Raw genomic sequence first — 20,046 nt, forward strand, 5'->3', positions numbered from 1 at the left:
ATACGTTTGCTGTCCGTGAAGATGAACACCGCGGCCCCACAGAACCAGCAGGTGAGCATCCAGAACAGTCGACGAGTGCCAATCATCGGCGCCGCCGCCTATGTCGCACAGCCACAGACCAGCGGTGAGGTATCGGCGACCGTCCGTCGAGCCGGCGACCTCACCGACCGCACGTGGTCGTTTCCGCAAGGGGAAGTCGAAGTGGCGCGGACTATCTCCGAGCAGGTGCCGACGCTGAACGGGCCAGCGTAGATACCACTTAACCTGTCGCTCAGTGGGGGTGCGTACTGCCGGCAAATTCTCGACCTTGTGACAGTGTCAGGAGAGGGGGAAACCACCGAACGACACAATAGTCTAATCGTCGGTCGGAATCGTGCCAGCTGGACCGGTCCCGGTCGTCTCGTTGGGATGCGTGACCGACTTATAGAACATGATAAGCATAGACACGATGAGTGCGCCGCCCCAGAGAAATCCGGTCGGGAGTAGAATCATCAGACCGAAGCCCTCACCGAGCCATACGATTCCGGGAATTCCCCACTGCCCTGAGATGAAGAGAACAGTTACGGCTGCTCGGAGTCGTCCGGTCACGCCGAGTGCAGGCACGGCGAACCCCATCACAATGGCGAGAATCGAAAGCACACCGAGGTGTGCGTGCCCGCCAATCATCCATCCGGGGACCCCTTGTCCACCAGACAGTAAGACAAACTGATACAGCCCCACTGCCATCATTGTTGCCAAACCGAGGAAACCTGATCCTTTGAGTGCTCGCGTCATGACACCATCATCGACCAAAACGGGTGATTTAATAAGTCTTTCTGATACGTAATATATCTGTACTTACTCAATTTCTCATGTTCAAGCGACCCCAAGCCTGTTTGGTGTGGACTAAGACGTTGGGCCGCGAGTCGGCGACTCTCTATCGGCGGTCACGTACGGGTATCGAGGCGTGAGCGGTCTCATGAAACAGTACGGGCGGGTTTGTCGGACTGCCCGAGTATTCGAGATTCGGTGGCGACCGCGGCCGTCGACGTCGTCGCGGCGGAGAGGTCGACGAGTGGGGCAACGTCAGTATCTCCGTCGTCGATATCCTTCGTCAGTTGCGCAGCTAGAGTAGTCCCGGTATCGCTACGGGCCTCCTGCGTCGCGGGTCCATCCTTTGTGACTACACTCCCGTCCCCAGTATCGTGTCGGGCTGGGCCGTCCACGGCACCGACTATATCGCAGTGGGGAGTCTCGGTAGTGGCTAGCGACGTCGGTAGCTCCCAGTATCGGTGTGTTTAGTCAAAGACGCGGTCCGAGGCCCACTCGTGAGCACCACCAGTGGGACAGATGGAGTACTCGATTGGGACGTGTCCTGTAGGGTAAGCCGGGCCAAACCGTTCGGTATCACCTGACTGTTTTTGTGTCGGGAGTGCAAGGTCACGATACGGTCGTCGGCCACTCGTGTTCTCACCCAAGAGCGTTTGATGGTCGGCGACCATCCACCACCGGTTAGCCGCGTTGCTGTGCACGGACAGGCGTGTCGTCCCTTCTCAGGTACCGCCGACGCCTCCAACACAGTGACACCAATCCCCTCATCATCGTGCTCGAAGGCGACCGTCGCGAGGCCATCCTCGACAGCTCCCACGAGGCCAGTATACTGACCACTGCGAGTGAGTGGACAGCCGTTTGTACGTCTCCTGTCGCACGATGTGATGTCCCGTCACCGTTTCGCACACCGACGCAGCCACGTATTCGACGGGTGAGTCAGCGTGACAGACGTGGCCCCGTGGCAATCTCAGTCGTCACAGTCCGCTCTGTCTCCACCAACAGTCTGTCCACGGAGTCGTCGACCGAGCCGGGCGAGTTCCGCGCCAACGACGTGGCGTTCGATGAGTGCGAACCCGGCGACGACGACGAGGAACCCGACGCCAGTCCAGAGCGAGACAGTCGACTCGAGTAACAGCCAGCCGCTGAGGGCGGCGAAGACGGGTACGAAATAGGCTACTAGGTTCGTCCGGACCGGCCCGACCCGCTCGATGAGTCCAAAGTAAATCGCGTATGCTACTGCTGTCGATGGAATCCCGACCGAGAGCAGGCTCAATACCGTCACGGATTCGAGGGCGAGCAGGTTCGGTTGCGACTCCCCTATGGCGAGACTGCCGGCGTGGAGGAGTACCGCTCCAGCGGCCATGGCCCACGCGGTCAGCGAGATGCTCGCCATCCGTGGCTCGAGGCGGCGGAGTAAGACACTCCCCAGAGCGACCGCTCCAGCGGCCCCGAGGACGAGCAACTGTCCGATGGCGCTGGCATCGGTAAACGTCGACGGCGACGGCTGGACGATAATCACGACGCCACACAGCGCAACGCCAATCCCGACCACACCACGTGCGGAGAGTCGGTCCCCGAGTAACCACCACGCGAACACGGGTGCCAGTATCGGATTGAGTCCGTACATCACCGACGCTGCAGCGGGGGTCGTCGTGACCTGCCCGAGGAACAATAGTCCGTTGTTGAGTGCCACGAGAAATACCGCTCCGGTTCCGATACCGAGGTAGTCAGCACGGGTTTTCGGCAGCCACGTCGACCGGTCGCTCGTAACAGCGATGTAGGTCAGTAGGACGACAGCGGCGATGTCGAAGCGCAAGCCTGCGAATATGAGCGGTGACAGCTCACGGAGCCCGGTTTTGATTGCGACGAACGACGCGCCGAAGAGGGCCGCAAGGAGCACGAAGAGACCGGCATCACGATACCGGGGAGAGAGTGCGCTTCTGGACCAGCGGGCAGTGGACACACGATAGATATTCGCCCGATAAATAAGAGCACTGTGAAGCCAGTGTGCAGCCATGCAGCGTGGAAGCTGTCGGCATCGAACTCAATGTCACGACGCTGAGTCACCGCGTCCATCAGCGTCGGTTCGGTGCCGATTCTGTCCTCAAGCCCCGTTCGTCACGAGTTAGATGGACGATGTTATCACAACGGGTGTGACACCGACCGTCGTTGTCTGTCGGTCACTGGTCTCCGGGACCGACGTCGGGACGTCGTGCCGGACCACCGCCCAGTCGGACAGCAGAAGTCACCCTGATAATGAAAGCCCTTTTTGCTCTCAACCCATGAATTTTCGGCGGGCCTCGGGGCGGCGTGCTCACAGGACAGACCCACTATCACAAACACACCCGAGGTCCGTTCTGCGGCGGTATGGGAAGTAATCACCCTACTGTCACTAGAAACGTAGATAGAGGATACGGGTCCTGAGACTCCCCTCGTGACCCAATTTCGTATTCCCGGACGACGTTCTACCGGCGCGGCCGCGCCTGCGTGGAACTCGGCTTGCACCAACAAGCATCATCTGTGGGGACGAGACGACACACGATTGAATTCGCGTTCCACAACCGGACAGCTATGCTGGAGAGACAGCCAGTGAGGAGTGTCCCGAGAAGTCGGCGTCGCAGTTCGGGCCGTCGCGATGACGGCGTCCGACCGCTTCTTACGTCACCACTACCAATCCAGACCCTCGTCCTCGATACATAGTCGACATGCATGGCCCGTTGTGCGCCGTTCGTGGGGTAGACGGGCGGCTTTCTCGGCGTCGAAGACACACCGCGTCGTCAGGGGTCGCGTCGTCATCGTGAATTAGTCGAAAAGCGCGGTGCAAGCCGCACACAACCGCCAGCAGCGCGGGAGCAGGGTGCACCACCACGTCTCACAGCAACGAGACACGACGAACGTACTTAGCTGCCCGATAATTTTCCAGTCGTGGGTTCGAAGGCGAACAATGAGACGACGGACGTTCCTTGCCCACTCGGCGGCGGCCCTCGGTGGCTCAGCGCTCATCGGGACCGGTGGGACGACAGCAACGACGGCACCGACGCAGACAGGTGGGGGTGCGCGCTCGACGGAGACGCTTCTGGCGGGGACGAAGTACGCATCGGAAGTGGTCACCATCGATGCGTCGAACGACGGCCCCACCGCCGTCGTCGTCGGCGGGATGCACGGTGACGAACCGAGCGGGTATCGGGCGGCGAGCGACGTCGCCTCGTGGGAGTTCGACGCCGGAAAACTAGTCATCCTTCCGAAGGCGAACCAACCCGCCATCGAGCGAGAGATGCGACACAACGACAACGGTGACCTGAATCGGAAGTTCCCCACAGGTCGAGAGGCAGAGACGAAACTCGCGCGGGCCATCTGGCGACTGGTCGAGAAATCCGACCCCGACGTCGTCCTCGATTTACACTCCTCCCAAGGCGTGTATCGAACCCACGAATCGTCCGTCGGGCAAGCAATCTTCCCGACGGTCGTCGACCCAGCACCGGCGTACGCGCAGACGGCCATCGATACCGCGAACGACACCGTCGTCCCGTGGTATATGCCGTACCATCGCTACAAGCGCGGGAACCTCCTCGACGGGTCTTCGCCACTCCTCGTCCACAAGGTCGCAGGTGACCTCGACCTCCCGGGTTACATCGTCGAGTCGACGAGGTTCATTCTCGACACGTCGACCGGGACACAGTGGACATCGCTCATCGCCGAGACGTTGTTGGCGAAACACGGCATCTCGCGGCGTGACGGGCGGGTCGAAACCACGGGCGGTGACAGGAACACATGAGCGACGCAACTGCGGGTGGACTCGACCGCCAGCATCTCCGGACGGTGTTCGCTGGTCGCGTCGTCGCAGTCGTGTTCACCTTCCTTACGATTCCGCTCGCCGTCGGCAGTCTGGACGGCCGGCTGCTGACGCCGTTGGCGTATCCGGGCTACCTCGTGATGATGCTCGGAAGTTCCGTCGGGAGCTATCTGTTCCCGCACTTCGAACTCTGGGTGTTCTGGGCACCCTTCTTGTTCGGGAGCTACGCTGTCGCCATCGTCGCCGGTGTCGGCTACCGCATCATTCGCTGACAGCCGTCCGCTGGCAACCACTGACGAGACGGCCGAAGGCGAACGCACACGAATCGCATTCGGAGTTCACTACCGTGACAAGCGGCGAAAGATGCCTCGAAAAGCCGAATACTCGGTTCGTTCGTGAGCGAGACGCGCACGTATCCACTACTCCTTATCCCAGTCGTGTTCATCCGAGCGGTGACACTCTCGTAGCCGGTGGTCGCTCGTAGCCAGAGCTCTCGAGCAGTTCGATGCCTCGCTCCACGACTCCATCGTAACGGACAGACTGGTCTCAGCTTGCAGTGGTCGCATGAGTTCGAGTTCATTCGATATCGAGAGTTCGCCGCGCCGACATCCCCGACACGGCTGCTGGTGCGCTCGCGGAACCCCCTGCCGGAGAATCCGGCGGTCCGAGTCGCCTCCCTCGCAGCCCTCGACCCGGTTTCGTCACTGATGACCTACGGAATGCTCCAGGGGATACGGGGCCGGGCGGAACGACTCGCCAAGACGGGACGAGACAGGGAGCGAACCGAGCCCGGCGAGGTGACCGCGATATTTCCCGCGTACCTCGTGGATGTGTCCGGATTCCCGCCGCGTAACAGCCCTTGAGGGAAGAGAACGTAGCTGAGAACCACGCCGCTGTGAACACGCTTGGGACGACGGTCCGCAGAGAAACGAACCAGACGAGGATGTCGTCGTGATTGACGTATAGTCCGGTTCGCTCCGACACCCGACCGATCGACCCGGGCGCGTTCGACGCCGCCATACGGCTAGTCACCGTGTGGCGCTGACAGATATATCCGCGAGACGGCCGGTCTGCGCCGAGCGACGTCCCGACGCTGACGAGAGCGACGACGTCGACGGTGTGCGTCGATGCAACGAGAGAGGGCCGGTGAGGCGTCGGGGCAGTGGCGAGGTCCTCATACCGGCGAATCATCGATGGTGTCCGGGGTATCGCCGAGACGGCCTTCGACGAACGCGGCGACGTCCGCTGCGAAGGCGTCGACAGCGTCCCAGTCGGTGAACTCGATGTCGGTTTTCGGTTTCCGCTCTTCGGTACGGAGTTCTTTTGCGATTTGCTTCATCACGAGGCGCTTGAGGAATCCGTACTCGGAGAACCGAAGCGCGCCGATGATAGCGACACCTGGAAGAATGCGGTCGGCATTCCCGACGAGGCGTCTCGATTGTCGGTGACGAAGTCACGGATCGCGTCCTAGTGTTTGCCGACGTGGATCGACGCGCCCACGACGACGGTGTCGTACACGTCCGGGATGAAGAGTCCGGACGGTCACGCACGTCGATTGCGTTCGCCTCGTGACCGCGCTCGCTGATTGTGGCCGCGATTCGTTCTGCGATCGTCGCCGTCTGACCTTCGCCCGTCCCATAGAGTGTCAGAAAGGCGCTCACGTGTTCTCACACCTCAGTACGTGTGTTCGCCGCACCGCCAGGTGAATTCTGGTTGGACTCGAGGTTCCCGCCGAGTCGCGGCTCGACGGCTGGTAGTTCGAACGGGAGCAACTCCGAACCCGTTAGGTGTCCATCGTTGGTGTGTACTCACCCGGGAGCTTCTGATTCGGTCTCCGGTGGGAGGCCGGCGTCTTGGGGGGTCGGTGGGTCGCGATTTGCGAGCCGATCCGCACCGTAGACGACGACCAAGAGAATCGCGATCAGCACGAGTGGAACGGCGCCAGTGACTTCGGCGAGCAGATTCAGCCAGGGGTCCGGCACACCGTTCGGGATGAGCGCCTCCGGGTCGGCGGGGTGGAAGATTCCCATCGCATTGACGCCGGCGTGGAACACCGCGACGGCGAGGACGCTCCCGCCGGTGCTGTTGTACATCCAGGTCCAGAGAATAGATCCGGCGAGTATAGAGACCATCCAGAGGAGTTGTTGGGAGAGCGGCCAGCCGCCGTGGGTGGTCGTGGCGTTCAGGAACAGCGGGAGGTGCCAAGCCGCCCACGTGACGCCCACGATGGCACTCGACACCAGCGCGCTGTAGGAGTCTTGGAGTATGGGCAGCATGAAGCCACGCCACCCGAGGTCTTCTTGACCGCCACCCCACACGGTCCCCCACGCCATCGCGAACAGGTAGATGAACGGAGATTCGAATTCGGTGAGGTCTATCGGACCACCGGCTAGAACGAACAGTAGGACGCCGAGCGAGAGGATGACGAACGGGAGTCCGAGCGCGAGCACCCACCATTTCACACCGATCCGCCATTTGAACATCTGTCCGACCCACGTTCGGAGGCTCCCACCGGAAGCCCAGATGACGACCGCCGCGCCGATCGGCGGACCGAACCCGCCGAACCCGATCAGGATCGAGTGCGTCCAGGAGGCTTCCATCCCGGAATACGCGAGTGCGCCCTGGATCGTCCAAGTGAACGCGTACGCGATTGCGACGAAGGTCAAGAGACGGTGGTGGTCGATCCACGGGCGGACACTGAACATAGCACCGATTGTGACACGCTCGTAATTAACGGTACTGCCAACTGCCGTGGTTTCGGCAGTACACTCTTCTCAACTCGTCTCGAATCCATTCGTATGCCCGACAACGTTCTCGTCGCCTTCGACGGTTCCCCACTTGCCGAGCGTGCGCTCACGTACGCTCTCGAGAACTTCCCGGACGCCGCCATCACCACGATTTACGTCATCAATCCGATCGACTCGGTGATCGACGTCGAGGCAGGTGGCTTGCCAGTCGCTGAGGACTGGTACGATAACGCCAAGGAACGCGCCGCCGAAATTCACACGACAGCCACGGACCTTGCGGCAGAGCACGGTATCGACCTCGACACTGTCACAGAAATCGGCAGACCGACACAAGCAATCCTCGAATACACTGACGAGCATGGTATCGATCAGATCGTGATGGGCAGCCACGGCCGCTCAGGGATAGACCGAACGCTCCTCGGAAGTGTTGCCGAGACAGTCACCCGCCGAGCACGGATTCCGGTGACTATCATTGGATGAGCGCTCTGACCAGCGTCCCGATACCAAGGTTCGCTCCGAGGGCTCGGAGATCGACCCCGTATGCAGTCGGACGAATACTCGTAGGTGTACCTAAAAAGTGGAATCCAACCAAACTGTAGGTCCCGAGAACGTGGCTGTTACTGACCCACCGTCTCTCTCGACGTGTTCTGTCCAAATCGAACGACGAGGTGGCCGTGGCGAAGCGGGAGCGCAGGCACTCGAACGACATCTGCAGAGCCTATCTGGCGTCCACGACGTTGACGTCTCGTTTCGAACGGGGAGCGCTCGTATCACCTACGACGGGAGCGTCACCTCAGAAGAAACGATTCGAGACGCAGTCCGAAACCGTAACGTCTCGATCCAAGACGATTCCGATACCGCAACGGCTGGCGTGAGCACCCGCTCGGAACTCGGGCGGGAAGTGGCGTTCGTCGGCCTGACGCTGCTCGGGATGGTGACCGGTCTCGTTACGGGGTGGCTCGAGGGGCCACAGCCTCTCATGTGGGCCGGCTACGCCGTCGCATACGCCTTCGGCGGGTGGTACGGTCTCAAAGGTGCAATCGAGACGCTCCGACACCGAGCGGTCGACATCGACCTCTTGATGATCGTCGCCGCGCTCGGCGCGCTCTCTATCGGCGCGCCGTTCGAGGGCGCGATGCTGCTCTTCCTGTTCTCGCTGTCGAACACACTCCAGCACTACGCCATCGGTCGTTCGCGCCGGGCGATCAAGTCCCTCGTCGAGATGCGGCCAGACGAGGCACAGGTCATCCGCGACGGTGAGGAGGTCACCGTGGCTATCGACGACGTCGACGTCGGTGACGTGTTCGTCGTCCGTCCCGGCGACAGGATTCCGCTCGACGGCGTCGTCGCGTCCGGTGAGGGGACAGTCGACCAGGCCTCGCTCACCGGCGAGTCCGTTCCCGTTCCGAAAGAATCCGGTGACGAGGTGTTCGGCGGGACCATCAACGAGAGCGGGAGCCTCGAAATCGAGGTCACGCGGCAGGCCCACGAGTCGGCGATCAGTCGCCTCATTCACATGGTCGAACGGGCCCAGAGCGAGAAAGCCCCGACACAACGGCTCATCGATCGTCTCGAACAACCGTACGTCCTCGGGGTGTTCGGGCTCACGATTGCAGCTATCGCCATCCCACTCGCACTCGGGAGTGAGTTCACCAGTACGTTCTACCGCGCGATGACCCTGATGGTCGCCGCGTCGCCATGTGCGGTCATCATCTCCACGCCAGCGGCGGTCCTCTCGGCGATTGCCTCCGGCGGGAGGCAGGGCGTCCTGTTCAAGGGCGGCGAGCACGTCGAGGCCGCAGCGAACATCGATGCGGTCGCTTTCGACAAGACGGGTACACTCACGCAGGGTGAAACACAGCTGACGGACGTGTTCGTCCGTGACAGACCGGCGGACGAGTCGCTGACGCCCGACGGACTGCTCTCACTCGCGGCGGCCGTGCAAGCCCGCTCAGAGCATCACCTCGCTCGTGCGACTGTGGCGGAAGCAGAAGCACGGTCACTCGACGTCCCCGAGGCACGGCGGTTTCAGTCAGTTGCTGGGAAGGGCGTCCGAGCGGATGTCGACGACGGAACCATCCATATCGGGAATCGAAGTTACGTCGAGACGGTCCTCGAAGATGCAGTAATCGAGGGGGTCGAACCAGGTCTCGACCGCCTCCAAACCTTAGAATCGGAGGGCAAGACGAGCGTCATCGTCGCCCGAGAGACTCGCGGCGAGGTCACCGTGTTGGGGTGGCTCGCGTTCACCGACACGGTTCGGCCCGGTGCCGCCGAGATGATCGAGGACCTCCGCTCTCTCGGGGTAGAGCACATCGTCATGCTGACCGGCGACAACGAACGCGTCGCACAGCAAATCGCCGACGAGGTCGGCATCGACGAAGTGCAGGCGGAACTGCTTCCAGAGGAGAAGGTGGCGACCATCGAAGAACTGGTAGAACGCTACGAGAACGTGGCGATGGTCGGTGACGGCGTGAACGACGCCCCGGCCCTGGCAACGGCCACGCTCGGCATCGCGATGGGTGGCGCCGGCACTGACGTTGCACTCGAGACGGCTGACGTCGTGTTGATGGGTGACGACATCGGGAAGATACCCTACGTGCTCGGACTCGGTCGAAGGACGCGCCGGACGCTGACAGTCAACCTCGTAATCGCCTTCGGTGCTATCGCGTTGATGGTCGGTACAATCCTTTTACGAGGCATCCCCTTGCCGCTAGCCGTGGTCGGCCACGAAGGGTCGACTGTACTCGTTTCCCTGAACGGGCTCCGGCTCCTCGGCTTCCGTGAGTAGGAAATCGAGGCAAGTTACACTGCTTCGACGGTGAACAGCGAGTCGTCGCTGAGGACGACCTGAACGCGGCGGTGCCAGGCCTCAGCAAAGGCCGCTCGCTGCTCGTCACTCGCCGACCCATCGAGAATCTGCTGGAGAGTCCCGATTGCGGGCCCACCATCGGGAACGTCGCCGACGTGGTAGGTCACCTGCACCGTCTCGTCCGTGTCGGTTCGCCGGAACCGGAACGTCGGGGCCGGCGTGTCAGGGTCGAACGCATCGAAGTGCAGGAGATCGCGACGGCCACCGTAGCCGCCGGCGAGCCCGCCGAAGCCATCGTCGTCGGTCGCGCCGGTGATGTACGAGATGATGCGACTCGTCACGCCGTGTGCGGCATCGTCTCGTGGGCCGGCCGCCTGCACTTCGATATCGCTTCGGATTGGATAGCCGTCGGGATACAGGGCGTCGAGTCCGAGCTGGACCATTCGGTAGGCTCCCGAGGCGGTGGGACAGGAGTGACCGGCTTCTTTCACCGCGTCGGTGTAGGTGACGACGAATGGGTCGCCCGGTTCGAGGACGCCGAGAGCCTCCGCGACGGGGTCACGGATGTTGATAGGCTCGACCTCGTAGTCGATTTGCCAGTCGGTTCCTGTCTGGGTTGTGTCAGTCGCAGTTGCATTCGATGTCATGAGTAGTGGTAGTGGTGTGAGTGTCTGGTGGTCAGTAGCGAAGCAGTCGCATCCCGTTGAGGATGACCGCGAGGACGCTGGCCTCGTGGACCAGCATCCCCGTGGCAAGGGTGACGTAGCTCGTGAGCACGCCCGCGAGGAGGACGGTCACGGTCAGCACCGCGAGCCCGACGTTTTCGAGGACGTTCCACCGCGTCGCTTTGCTTAGCGTGACTGCGTATGGGATGCGTTCGAGGTCGTCGGCCATCAGCGCCATGTCCGCCGTCTCGATGGCGGTATCCGTCCCGGCAGCGCCCATCGCGATGCCGACGTCTGCGGTGGCCAGCGACGGCGCGTCGTTGATGCCGTCGCCGACCATCGCGACGACGTGGCCGTCGGCCTGATATTCTTCGATGACGGTCTGTTTGTCCTCGGGAAGGAGTTCCGCGCGGTACTCGTCGATGCAGACCTCCTCGGCGACCGCGGCCGCGACGCGCTCGTTGTCGCCGGTGAGCATCACCGTCTCGATGCCGGCGTCCTGGAGCGCTGCGACGACGCCGGGTGCAGCCTCCCGGAGTCCGTCCCGCATCGCGATTGCGCCGACGACGTCTCCATCCCGGACGACGTGAACGACCGTCTCGCCGCGCTCCTCGCGCTCGCGGACGTACTCGGTGACGTGACTCGGGGTGTCGATGCCGCGGTCGTCCAGTAGTGCGCGGTTCCCGACGACGAGTTCGTGACCGCTAGCGTGAGCGATGACGCCCTTCCCAGCGACCACATCGAAGTCGTCCGGGTCCGGAATCGACTGACGGTCGGCGTCCGCCTCGTCCCGTCGGGGGACTGTCGTTCCACCATCCGTTGCGGCGGTTGGACGTTCGCGTGCCGCGTCGACGATGGCGTTCGCGAGGTGGTGTTCGCTCTTCTTCTCGGCGGTCGCCGCGAATTCGAGTACCTCATCGTTGGGGAGACCGAATCCCTCGACGTCGGCGACGGTCGTCTCGCCCTTCGTGAGCGTGCCGGTCTTGTCGAAGGCCACGAGGTCTATCTTGCCGGCGCGCTCTAGGTGTTCGCCGCCCTTCATCAGGACCCCCGACCGGGCGGCGTGCCCGATGGCGGAGACGATGCTGACCGGCGGCCCGATGACGAGCGCCCCAGGACAGCCGATGACCAAGAGCGTCAGCGACAGGAGCGCGTTCTGCGTAACCGCGAACGCGCCGATGGCGAGCACGATGACGCCCGGGGTGTAGTACTTCGCGAACCGGTCGATGATGCTCTCCGTCGGCGACTGGGCCTCCTGGGCCTCCTCGACGCGGCGGATGATACGTTGGAGGGTCGTATCCGAGCCCGCACCGGTCGTCCGGATTTCAAGGGCACCCGCCTGGTTGACCGTCCCGGCGTACACCTCGTCGCCGTCGGCCTTGTGGACGGGCGCACTCTCGCCGGTGACCGGCGCTTGATTGACGGCGCTCTCGCCGTCGACGACGGTGCCGTCGACCGGGAGCTTCTCCCCGGGCTTCACGACGACGACTTCGCCCTCTTCGACGTCGCGGGCAGGAATCTCTTGCAGTGCCCCGTCGCGGCGGACAGTCGCGGTGTGGGGTGTCATCTCCAGCAGCTCCTGGAGGGCCGTCCGGGTCTTGCGCATCGTCCGTCCCTCGAGGTAGCTGCCGAGGCTGAACAGGAAGACCACAGCCGCGGCCTCCCAGTACTCCCCGATGACGATGGCGCCGATGGCAGCCAGCGTCACCAGCGTCTTGATACCGAGCGTCCGATTGGTGACCTCGTGATAGGCAGTCTCGGCGATGTCGTAGCCGCCGACAATCGCTGCGAGGACGAGGACGCCGGCGCTTGCGGTATCGAAACTGGTGAGATAGCCGAGGCTCCAGCCGCAGCCGTAAAGCAGTCCGCTGGTCGTCGTGACGATGGCTTTCCGGTGTTTTCGGTAGTACTGCGTGATTGGTTGCCAATTCATGGCATTAGGCAGGCTGGGGCGTGTAGCCCTGCGCTTCGATGGTCTGTACGAAGGAGTCGGGGTCAGCGACGCCGTCGTCGTACGCTATCTCGACGCGGCCGGTCGCGTAGTGGACCTCTGCATGCTGGACGCCGTCGACGTTCGAGAGGGCGCGTTCGACAGTACTCGCGCAGGTCGGGCAGTCGAAGTCGAGGACGCGGAACTGGATTGTGTCGCTCATCACAGTTTGAGGTAGTGCCGGTATCCCAATAAATATTTTTTAGATGATATGTTTAGATTCTTAGATAGGGTGTTGGAACAGTCAAATAGGTCGTCTAGGGCTTTCGCTCTCGCGACTCCATCTGAGTGTCAGTTCGTCGGTCTATGCTTGCTCGACTCGTTCCCCGATACCTTTTCCCACGTGCTCACACTCGGTTCTCGTATGAGTAGTTCCGGTACTGGTCGCCGTCTGGACGACATCGCGGTGCGAGACACCCGGGTTTCGGATGCTATCGACGAACCGATGCGGGCGATGATCCTCGATATTCTGTCCGAGGAGGCCCTGACCGCGACCGAAGTTCACGAGCACCTCGGCGACCGCGGCGTCGACCGGACGGAGAACACGGTTCGCCACCACATCAACGAACTCCGCGACGCCGACCTCGTCGATGTCATTCGCTTCGAAGAGGGACGTGGTGGAACGACGAAGTACTATCACGCGAACACGATCGTCCTCTCGTACTCGCTTCCAGAGTCAGCTGACGACGCAGTTGAGGAGATGGTCGACGCTGTCCAGCCCCAGATTTCGGACGCCCTTGCCACGCTCACCGAGGAGTACGACGACGCTATCGAGGAGATAGTCGCGAATATGCAGCCCTGTGAACACTGTCGAACCCAGAAGTACGAGACGTACGTTCTTCTGACTGTCCTTCGACGTGCGTTCGTTCGTGCTCACCGAGATTGAAGCACACACTCTATCTACGACTACCGCACTATTACTGATAGAAGATTCCGGCCATCAGCGACGACATGGAGTCACGCGGCTCTGTTGAAACCCTCGGAAGTTGACACAAACGGGCTGCTGAATAGGGAGCATGAATCCATCACTCTCGCCCAACTGGAACCGGGAATGAATAGGGGTCTGTTGGGAAGGGACGAAACACCAGAAAGTCCAGCGGCAAGTAGGTCCGGGCCACTCCCTGTACGACATCATTCTGCCAGGCCAGATCGGCGGGGGTGAGCTCAACGAGGCAGACACGGACACTCCCGATACATGATCAGTGGACATGCATGGCGTGGCTTGTCAAGCCTCAGGGGCAAGCATTTGCAAGCTCTTCCCTTTTCGTCCTGTATCACCACGTAACAGGTGGTATGCATAGCGAGTTCAGCGACTTACACCGAGGGAAACCGGTTGTCACGTACGATGGCCACACGATCGGAACCGTCCAAGAGGTACGAAGTGACCGGGCAACCGTTGAACGGACCGACGACCACGACAGCCTGACTGATGAAATCAAGGAGATGCTGGGATGGGACGACGAGGATCAAACCCACGAACTCCGCCGGGAAGACGTAGAGAGATACGAGGACGAAAAGATTCACATCCGACGTTCATAGAACTTTTCCAGAGGCCGAATGGAGCGCCGGAGCCTGGCATAAGCGCCCCCTGCTCTCTCTTTTCTAGGACTAGCACCCTTCACCAGAACGAACAATGCCATGCTCTATTTTGAGGGCACGGTTCGATCTACGGTTTGTAAGGCTCGCGCTGTGTATGCAGCACGACCGTTGAAACCTATCACCGATTGAGGGTTTCAACAGAGTCAGTCACGCAGATGGTGACGATTCACTACGACGATATTCTCTAAACAGCGAGTCGATGAACCACCACGGCAGTGAGCCACGCTTTCAGTAATTACACGATACATCCTCACTCAATTCTGCCGCGCGAATGCGGAAGAGAAGGAGGAGGTCGATGATGTGGGCCTTCAGGGATTCGGCGCATAGAGAGCGTACAGGATGGAAACCATCCCCGCTGCGGCGACCAATGCAGCCACGAAACCAGCCTGGAAGATAGTCACCTGTAGCAGTTCGAATAGAACTCCTTCGAGGAGCCCACCAACACCAATTAGTGCGAATCCAAAGGCCACGTAGAGCATCAGTTGTGTTCCATGACGTTGATGACCGCGAAAGGCTTGATACGCGATGACCAAGGCCAACGCTGTCGTGAACAGTTTAGCGATGACGAATAGCGTGTGTTCCATCGGTCAGTCTCCTCGCATGTTTTCGAAGATAGCTGTAATCCGGTCAGCGGGGTCCGGCCGGACATCGACCTGGATGTCGAACCCCGCGTCCTGGAGGAGGACCTCGATACGTTCGAGGCGCGCCTCGTACTCCCGGTAGTGTCGACCGGCGGGGTCGACGTGCGTGTACTCTTCGAGGAGCCCCTGCTCGACGAGTGTGTTGACGCGGCGGGAGACGGTGGGACGAGACATATCGCATTCCTCGCTGAGTTCTTTCGCGGAGAGTCGCTCCGTCTTCGTCGCCACGAGAATGTCCCGGGCGTACTCGTCGTCGAGTGTGGCGAAGACGACTGGTGGGCTCAGCTCCTCAGTCACACCTGTATCGTCGTCCTGGCGGTGTGAAATAACCGCCCGGTTTTCTGACTCAGAACGCCGGCTCTCTATTATATCCCCTCTGTTCGCGTACTCGTAGTCGAAGGTGAACTAACAATGTCTACAATCGACTCTGGCATCAACCAACTGGAAAGCAATGTCGGCGGGCTGACCATCGGTGGTCGTGTCCACAGTCTAAGCGCGTGGTTCGTTCTCGCGCTCCGGCTCATGATGGGCTACGCGTTCGCGTACTCCGGATTCACGAAGATCGTGGCCGCGGAGCCGTTCTCGGCGGGCGGCTACCTGGCGAACGTCGCGGCGACCAACGGCAACCCCCTCGCAGGAATATTCGCGTGGATGGGTTCGACGCCGTGGTTCGTCGAGTTCGCGAACGTCGCCGTCCCGTGGGGTGAGCTGTTCATCGGTCTCGGCCTGCTCGTCGGCGCAGTCGTCCGCCTTGCGGCGTTCTTCGGCGCGCTCATGATGCTCATGTTCTACTTCGGGAACTGGGACATCGCCCACGGCGTCATCAACGGGGACTTCGCGTACATGCTCGTGTTCCTGGCTGTGGCGGCGTTCGGTGCCGGCCGTATCCTCGGGCTCGACAGGTACATCGAACAGTACCAGATCGGTGGCCAGACGCTCGTCGAGCGCTACCCGGTCCTGGAATACATCCTCGGCTAACCACGCAGGACAACCGCTACAGAGGACAATCATGCAAAACCCGATTCAAACACGCGGCACTCGATCACTGGGCATCATCGTCGTTGGGGCACTGACGTTCGCAGTCGCCGGTGGAATGGCTCTCACGCACGCAGCCGTTCCAGATGCGATGATGTGGGACTGGCACTACGGAATGTGGGACGACGGTCACGTGGTCGGCTGGGGCCTGTGGGGGTGGGGGATGGTGCTGTTCGGTCTCCTCTGGATGACCCTCATCATCGGTCTGCCCATCTACCTCGTCTACGGGCTAGCGACCCGATATCAGACTGGCGAACCGGCCGAGGATAGTGCCCTCGCTGTTCTCAGGGAGCAGTACGCTCGCGGTGAGATCGGCGACGAAGAATACGAACGCCGTCGTGGTCGCCTCACAGCGAATCGCTGACGGTCGTCGCTACCGAAGAGGAATCACCCGTTTTTGTACGTCACACCTGCGCCGGTGTCCGGATACGACCAGTCGACGTTTCCGTGGGGACAGGCGAACCGGCAGCTACTGCACTCCAGACAGTTTTCGTAGGCGATTTGCGGGATGCCGTCCGGTCCCTCGCGCCAGACGTTTGCCGGGCACACGGAGATACACTCGTAGGTGACGCACTTCTCGGCGCAAATGCCCGGAATGTTCACGTCTAGATGCGATTCGCCAGGGTCTTCGTACTTGACAGTGTAGAGTCGGTCTTCGAGCGAGTCGTTCTCGACGGTCGGAATCTTCGGTTGAATGCTCATGTTAGATCAGTTTCCGGTACCGGAGCGCGAGTTTCGCCGCGCCGGTGTAGCCGCCGACGGCCTCCAGCAGTCGTTGCCGGGCCGCCGACGCGTGTTCTCGTTTGGGCGCTCTGTCCATCTGGAAGTACTCGCTCCCTGCATCCGCCACCGCTCGCGGTAACTCCTCGAACAGGAACTCGCGGTCGGACTGGACGGCCTCCATCAGCCAGTCGTACCGTTCGAGGTTCTGTACGACGAACGAGTCGGCGAGGTCGTCGCGATACTGGGCCAGCGCCTCGGCGTCGTCTTGCAGCGAGGTCGCAGCGTCGGCGATCGCCCTCCCGGCGTGGTACCCGCTCTCGACGGCCATGTTGGTCCCCTCGAGGTGGACGCCGTTGTTGAGGACGAGGCCGGCCGCGTCACCCACGATGACGGCCCCATCGTGGACCAGTTCCGGGATGGAATCTGTTCCGCCCTCGGGAATCGTCTTTGCAGTGTACTCTACTGTCCTCGCGTCGCGGAGTAGGGGTGCGACCGCCGGATGTGTCTTGAAGGCGTTGAGAGTGCCCTCTGGGTCTGGTTGGCTGGTGGCGGCGTCGGAGAGACGGTAGGCCAGACCGACGCTCACGGTGTCGTCGTTCGTGTAGATGAACCCGCCGCCGAAGGCGTCGCCGACAGCCCCTTCGCCGAAGTAGTGGTACGAGGCCCCGGCGTCGCCGCCGAGCCGGAACCGCTCCTCGATGGCTCTGTCGTGGTCCGGGAACTCCAGCACCTCTTTGACGCCGACGGCGACGTTCTCGCGGGACTCCCGCTTTTTGAGGTCCGCCCCCTCGCTGACCAGCGAGTTGCCACCCTCCGCGAGGACGACGTAGGGGGCGCGAATCGTTCCATCGGGGCGGTCGGTCTCCACGCCAGCGATCCGACCGTCCTCCCTGACGAGTCCCGTCACAGTCGTCTGTGTGAGCAGGGTCGCGCCGGCATCGACGGCCTGTGTGGCGAACCACTCGTCGAACTCGCCACGGAGGACGGTGTAGGAATCGTTGTGTGGCGGGTCGTGCCACTCGCCGGGACTGATCGAAACCGCCGTCTCGTCGTCGTCGGTCAGCATCCCGAACCGGCGTTCGGCGATGTACCGCTCCAGCGGTGCCTCGTCGATGTCGACCAGTCGACGCAGGGTCGGCGTGTAGAGCACACCGCCGAAGACGTTCTTCGCGCCGGGGTATCTGCCGCGTTCGATAAGCAGTACGTCGAGACCGCGGTCGGCCATGGTGACTGCCGCCGCGCTCCCAGCGAGTCCGGCACCGACGACGACTGCGTCGAAGCAATCGTCGTAGCTCGGGGTCTCCGTTTCACGCTCACTTCGGTCGATGACGTCAGTCATTGGTTCACCTCCGTCAGTCCCTCCGCCTGGATACGTTCGGCGAGAGCGGGACACACCTCGAAGAGGTCGCCGACGATGCCGTAGTCGGCGTGTTCGAAGATCGGTGCGTTGGGGTCGTTGTTGATCGCGACGACCACCTCGCTGTCGTTCATGCCCTCGACGTGCTGGACGGCCCCGGAGATGCCGACCGCGACGTAGAGCTCCGGCCGGACAGTCTTGCCGGTCTGACCGACCTGTCGAGAGCCTTCGATCCAACCCTCGTCGACTGCTTTCCGGCTGGCTGCGAGCTCGGCGTCGAGCGCGTCAGCCAGTTTCTTCACGGGGCCGAGGTCCCCGTCACACCCGCCGCCGACGGCGACGATACGGGAGGCGTCTGTGATGTCGGCAACGTCGCCGACGACGCGTTCGCGTACCTCGGTGACCGTGTCCGCTTCGTCGACCACGACGTCGACAGCCTCTATCTCACCCGCCTGCTCGGGGTCAGGGTCGGCCGCCTCGAAGACGCCCGGTCGGATGGTCGCCATCTGCGGTCGATGCTCCGTACAGATGATGGTCGCGAGGACGTTCCCGCCGAATGCTGGCCGGCGTGCTTGCAACACGCCCTCCTCGTCGACGTCGATCTCGGTGCAGTCAGCCGTCAGGCCGGCGTGGCTCGGAACGGCGACCCGTCCGGCGAAGTCTCGGCCCGTGTGGGTCCCGCCGATCAGGACTATCGACGGCTTTCGTTCCTCGACGAGCGCTCGGAACTGCTCACCGTAGGGGTCGGCCCGATAGGGTTCGAAGACGGCGTCGTCGGCGACCAGCACGCGGTCGGCACCACGCTCGATGGCCTGCTGAGCGACGTCGTCGACGTCCTCCCCTATCACAAGCGCGACCAGCTCTTCGCCCAGTTTCTCCGTCAGCTTCGAGGCTTCGTCGAGGAGTTCCCACGAGACGGTCGTCACCTCGCCGTCGTGTTCTTCGACGAACACCCAGACGTCGCTGTACTCGTCGACGTCGACCGTTCCGTCGTCGACGCTCATGCGACCACCTCCGAATCGCGGAGCGTCTCCACCAGTTCATCGACAGAGTCGGCGACGACCTGTTCCCGCTCGACTGGTTCGACCGTCTCCATGCCGCCGACTTCGGTGGGTGAGGCATCCATCCCGACCTCGTTCTCGTCGAGGCCGAGGTCGTCGGCCGACAGTTCCAGTGGCTCGAACTCGTTTTCGGCGTAGAGTTTGCGGTGCAGACCGGCCGTTCGCGGTTCGTTTTCCCCGTAGGCGATAGCGACCACGACCGGGAGTTCGGCCGCGACGACCTCGTGGCCACCTTCGACGTCACGGCGGGCGACGAGCGTGCCGTCTGCGAGCCGGGGTTCGAGTTCCTCGACGTAGGTCAACTGCGCCCAGCCGAGGTGGGCGGCGATACCGGGTGGAACCTGTCCTGTCGAGGAGTCGGTCGTCTCTTCGCCACAGACGACGACGTCCGCGTCGAGCGCCTGTGCGGCCGCCGCCAGCGTGAGACTCGTCGGCCACGTGTCGCTCCCGGCGAACTTCCGGTCGCTGATGAGTGCGGCGTCGTCACACCCCATCGCGACGGCTGCTTCGAGTACGTCAGTGGCTGTCGGTGGCCCCATCGTAATCGCGAGGACTTCACCGTCTGTCTGGTCACGCAGCGACAGCGCTGCTTCGAGGGCGTTCCTGTCAGGCCGATTCATCACTGCTGGCGCGCTCGCACGGTCTAACCGCCCCGTGTCGGGATCGATACGAACCTCGTCGTCGTCGGGCACCTGTTTGATGCCGACGACAATTGTGGGTGCCAGTGTCATATGTTGTCTCCCATACTCCGTGTTGGTGACGAATCATCAACCGATACACGTCGTTAGCAACTACTTTTCGGGCGGTCGTAAG

The 20,046-nt window shown here is 62.1% G+C and carries 21 protein-coding genes and 1 pseudogene; 9 read left to right on the forward strand and 13 right to left on the reverse strand.

Translation table 11 applies throughout. The features are described from left to right. Positions 1 to 21 precede the first annotated feature (21 nt). The gene (locus tag Hhyl6_RS19085) at positions 22 to 252 is read left to right on the forward strand and encodes a hypothetical protein (protein WP_483740841.1); all 231 of its coding nucleotides are present in this window, start codon (positions 22 to 24) and stop codon (positions 250 to 252) included. Positions 253 to 354: 102 nt separating this feature from the next. Here Hhyl6_RS19085 and Hhyl6_RS19090 read toward each other — a convergent pair whose 3' ends face one another. Together Hhyl6_RS19090 and Hhyl6_RS19095 are read right to left on the reverse strand one after the other, a co-directional pair. Then, positions 355 to 774, reverse strand: a complete 420-nt coding sequence (locus Hhyl6_RS19090; protein WP_483740842.1) for a DUF8059 family membrane protein — start codon at positions 772 to 774, stop codon at positions 355 to 357. 1,003 nt (positions 775 to 1,777) lie between these two features. Further along, entirely contained in the window at positions 1,778 to 2,827 is a 1,050-nt protein-coding gene (locus tag Hhyl6_RS19095; RefSeq protein WP_483740843.1) for a DMT family transporter, read from the reverse strand. A gap of 927 nt (positions 2,828 to 3,754) precedes the next feature. Between Hhyl6_RS19095 and Hhyl6_RS19100 the strand changes: the two genes are divergently transcribed. Both Hhyl6_RS19100 and Hhyl6_RS19105 read left to right on the forward strand, forming a co-directional pair. Beyond that, positions 3,755 to 4,585: a succinylglutamate desuccinylase/aspartoacylase family protein gene (locus tag Hhyl6_RS19100; RefSeq protein WP_483740844.1), complete on the forward strand. Its 831-nt coding sequence runs from the start codon at positions 3,755 to 3,757 to the stop codon at positions 4,583 to 4,585. After that, positions 4,582 to 4,875: a hypothetical protein gene (locus Hhyl6_RS19105; RefSeq protein WP_483740845.1), complete on the forward strand. Its 294-nt coding sequence runs from the start codon at positions 4,582 to 4,584 to the stop codon at positions 4,873 to 4,875. Before Hhyl6_RS19100 ends, Hhyl6_RS19105 begins: the two co-directional genes overlap by 4 nt. A 902-nt stretch (positions 4,876 to 5,777) precedes the next feature. Here Hhyl6_RS19105 and Hhyl6_RS19110 read toward each other — a convergent pair. Together Hhyl6_RS19110 and Hhyl6_RS19115 are read right to left on the reverse strand one after the other, a co-directional pair. Further along, positions 5,778 to 6,264: pseudogene (locus tag Hhyl6_RS19110) on the reverse strand (flavodoxin domain-containing protein). Positions 6,265 to 6,411: 147 nt separating this feature from the next. Next, positions 6,412 to 7,308, reverse strand: a complete 897-nt coding sequence (locus Hhyl6_RS19115) for a CPBP family intramembrane glutamic endopeptidase (RefSeq protein WP_483740846.1) — start codon at positions 7,306 to 7,308, stop codon at positions 6,412 to 6,414. A 93-nt stretch (positions 7,309 to 7,401) separates the two neighbouring features. Between Hhyl6_RS19115 and Hhyl6_RS19120 the strand changes: the two genes are divergently transcribed. Together Hhyl6_RS19120 and Hhyl6_RS19125 are read left to right on the forward strand one after the other, a co-directional pair. Then, positions 7,402 to 7,830 carry a universal stress protein gene (locus Hhyl6_RS19120; RefSeq protein WP_483740847.1) on the forward strand — a complete coding sequence of 143 codons (429 nt, stop codon included), beginning with the start codon at positions 7,402 to 7,404 and terminating at the stop codon, positions 7,828 to 7,830. Between the two features lie 130 nt (positions 7,831 to 7,960). Then, complete coding sequence (locus tag Hhyl6_RS19125; protein WP_483741154.1) at positions 7,961 to 10,141, forward strand: heavy metal translocating P-type ATPase; 2,181 nt, start codon at positions 7,961 to 7,963, stop codon at positions 10,139 to 10,141. 14 nt (positions 10,142 to 10,155) lie between these two features. On the opposite strand, the gene Hhyl6_RS19130 is transcribed toward Hhyl6_RS19125, so the two are convergent. The 3 genes from Hhyl6_RS19130 to Hhyl6_RS19140 are packed head-to-tail and all read right to left on the reverse strand — an operon-like array spanning position 10,156 to position 12,980. After that, positions 10,156 to 10,809 carry a hypothetical protein gene (locus tag Hhyl6_RS19130; protein ID WP_483740848.1) on the reverse strand — a complete coding sequence of 218 codons (654 nt, stop codon included), beginning with the start codon at positions 10,807 to 10,809 and terminating at the stop codon, positions 10,156 to 10,158. A gap of 31 nt (positions 10,810 to 10,840) precedes the next feature. Continuing rightward, the gene (locus tag Hhyl6_RS19135) at positions 10,841 to 12,760 is read right to left on the reverse strand and encodes a heavy metal translocating P-type ATPase (protein ID WP_483740849.1); all 1,920 of its coding nucleotides are present in this window, start codon (positions 12,758 to 12,760) and stop codon (positions 10,841 to 10,843) included. A 4-nt stretch (positions 12,761 to 12,764) separates the two neighbouring features. Beyond that, entirely contained in the window at positions 12,765 to 12,980 is a 216-nt protein-coding gene (locus Hhyl6_RS19140; protein ID WP_483740850.1) for a heavy-metal-associated domain-containing protein, read from the reverse strand. A gap of 201 nt (positions 12,981 to 13,181) precedes the next feature. On the opposite strand from Hhyl6_RS19140, the gene Hhyl6_RS19145 reads away from it, so the two are divergent. Continuing rightward, entirely contained in the window at positions 13,182 to 13,703 is a 522-nt protein-coding gene (locus Hhyl6_RS19145; RefSeq protein ID WP_483740851.1) for an ArsR/SmtB family transcription factor, read from the forward strand. A gap of 407 nt (positions 13,704 to 14,110) precedes the next feature. Then, entirely contained in the window at positions 14,111 to 14,356 is a 246-nt protein-coding gene (locus Hhyl6_RS19150; RefSeq protein ID WP_483740852.1) for a hypothetical protein, read from the forward strand. A 368-nt stretch (positions 14,357 to 14,724) separates the two neighbouring features. Here Hhyl6_RS19150 and Hhyl6_RS19155 read toward each other — a convergent pair whose 3' ends face one another. Together Hhyl6_RS19155 and Hhyl6_RS19160 are read right to left on the reverse strand one after the other, a co-directional pair. Then, complete coding sequence (locus Hhyl6_RS19155; RefSeq protein ID WP_483740853.1) at positions 14,725 to 15,000, reverse strand: DUF7521 family protein; 276 nt, start codon at positions 14,998 to 15,000, stop codon at positions 14,725 to 14,727. A 3-nt stretch (positions 15,001 to 15,003) separates the two neighbouring features. Continuing rightward, positions 15,004 to 15,354 (reverse strand): ArsR/SmtB family transcription factor, encoded by a 351-nt coding sequence (locus tag Hhyl6_RS19160; RefSeq protein ID WP_483740854.1) that lies wholly within the window; start codon positions 15,352 to 15,354, stop codon positions 15,004 to 15,006. A gap of 114 nt (positions 15,355 to 15,468) precedes the next feature. Between Hhyl6_RS19160 and Hhyl6_RS19165 the strand changes: the two genes are divergently transcribed. Then, complete coding sequence (locus tag Hhyl6_RS19165) at positions 15,469 to 16,035, forward strand: DoxX family protein (protein ID WP_483740855.1); 567 nt, start codon at positions 15,469 to 15,471, stop codon at positions 16,033 to 16,035. A gap of 115 nt (positions 16,036 to 16,150) precedes the next feature. Next, positions 16,151 to 16,456 carry an SHOCT domain-containing protein gene (locus Hhyl6_RS19170; protein WP_483740856.1) on the forward strand — a complete coding sequence of 102 codons (306 nt, stop codon included), beginning with the start codon at positions 16,151 to 16,153 and terminating at the stop codon, positions 16,454 to 16,456. 23 nt (positions 16,457 to 16,479) lie between these two features. Here the strand turns inward: Hhyl6_RS19170 and Hhyl6_RS19175 are convergent, their stop codons facing one another. The 4 genes from Hhyl6_RS19175 to Hhyl6_RS19190 are packed head-to-tail and all read right to left on the reverse strand — an operon-like array spanning position 16,480 to position 19,964. Further along, on the reverse strand, positions 16,480 to 16,794 hold the full coding sequence (locus Hhyl6_RS19175; RefSeq protein ID WP_483740857.1) for a ferredoxin family protein: 315 nt from the start codon (positions 16,792 to 16,794) through the stop codon (positions 16,480 to 16,482). A 1-nt stretch (position 16,795) separates the two neighbouring features. Beyond that, positions 16,796 to 18,154 (reverse strand): FAD-dependent oxidoreductase, encoded by a 1,359-nt coding sequence (locus tag Hhyl6_RS19180; RefSeq protein ID WP_483740858.1) that lies wholly within the window; start codon positions 18,152 to 18,154, stop codon positions 16,796 to 16,798. Then, positions 18,151 to 19,176, reverse strand: coding sequence for an electron transfer flavoprotein subunit alpha/FixB family protein (locus Hhyl6_RS19185; protein ID WP_483740859.1), 1,026 nt, complete (start codon positions 19,174 to 19,176; stop codon positions 18,151 to 18,153). Before Hhyl6_RS19185 ends, Hhyl6_RS19180 begins: the two co-directional genes overlap by 4 nt. Beyond that, positions 19,173 to 19,964: an electron transfer flavoprotein subunit beta/FixA family protein gene (locus tag Hhyl6_RS19190; protein ID WP_483740860.1), complete on the reverse strand. Its 792-nt coding sequence runs from the start codon at positions 19,962 to 19,964 to the stop codon at positions 19,173 to 19,175. Before Hhyl6_RS19190 ends, Hhyl6_RS19185 begins: the two co-directional genes overlap by 4 nt. Positions 19,965 to 20,046: the final 82 nt, after the last annotated feature.

The sequence above is a fragment of the Haloarcula sp. H-hyl6 genome (assembly GCF_056934455.1).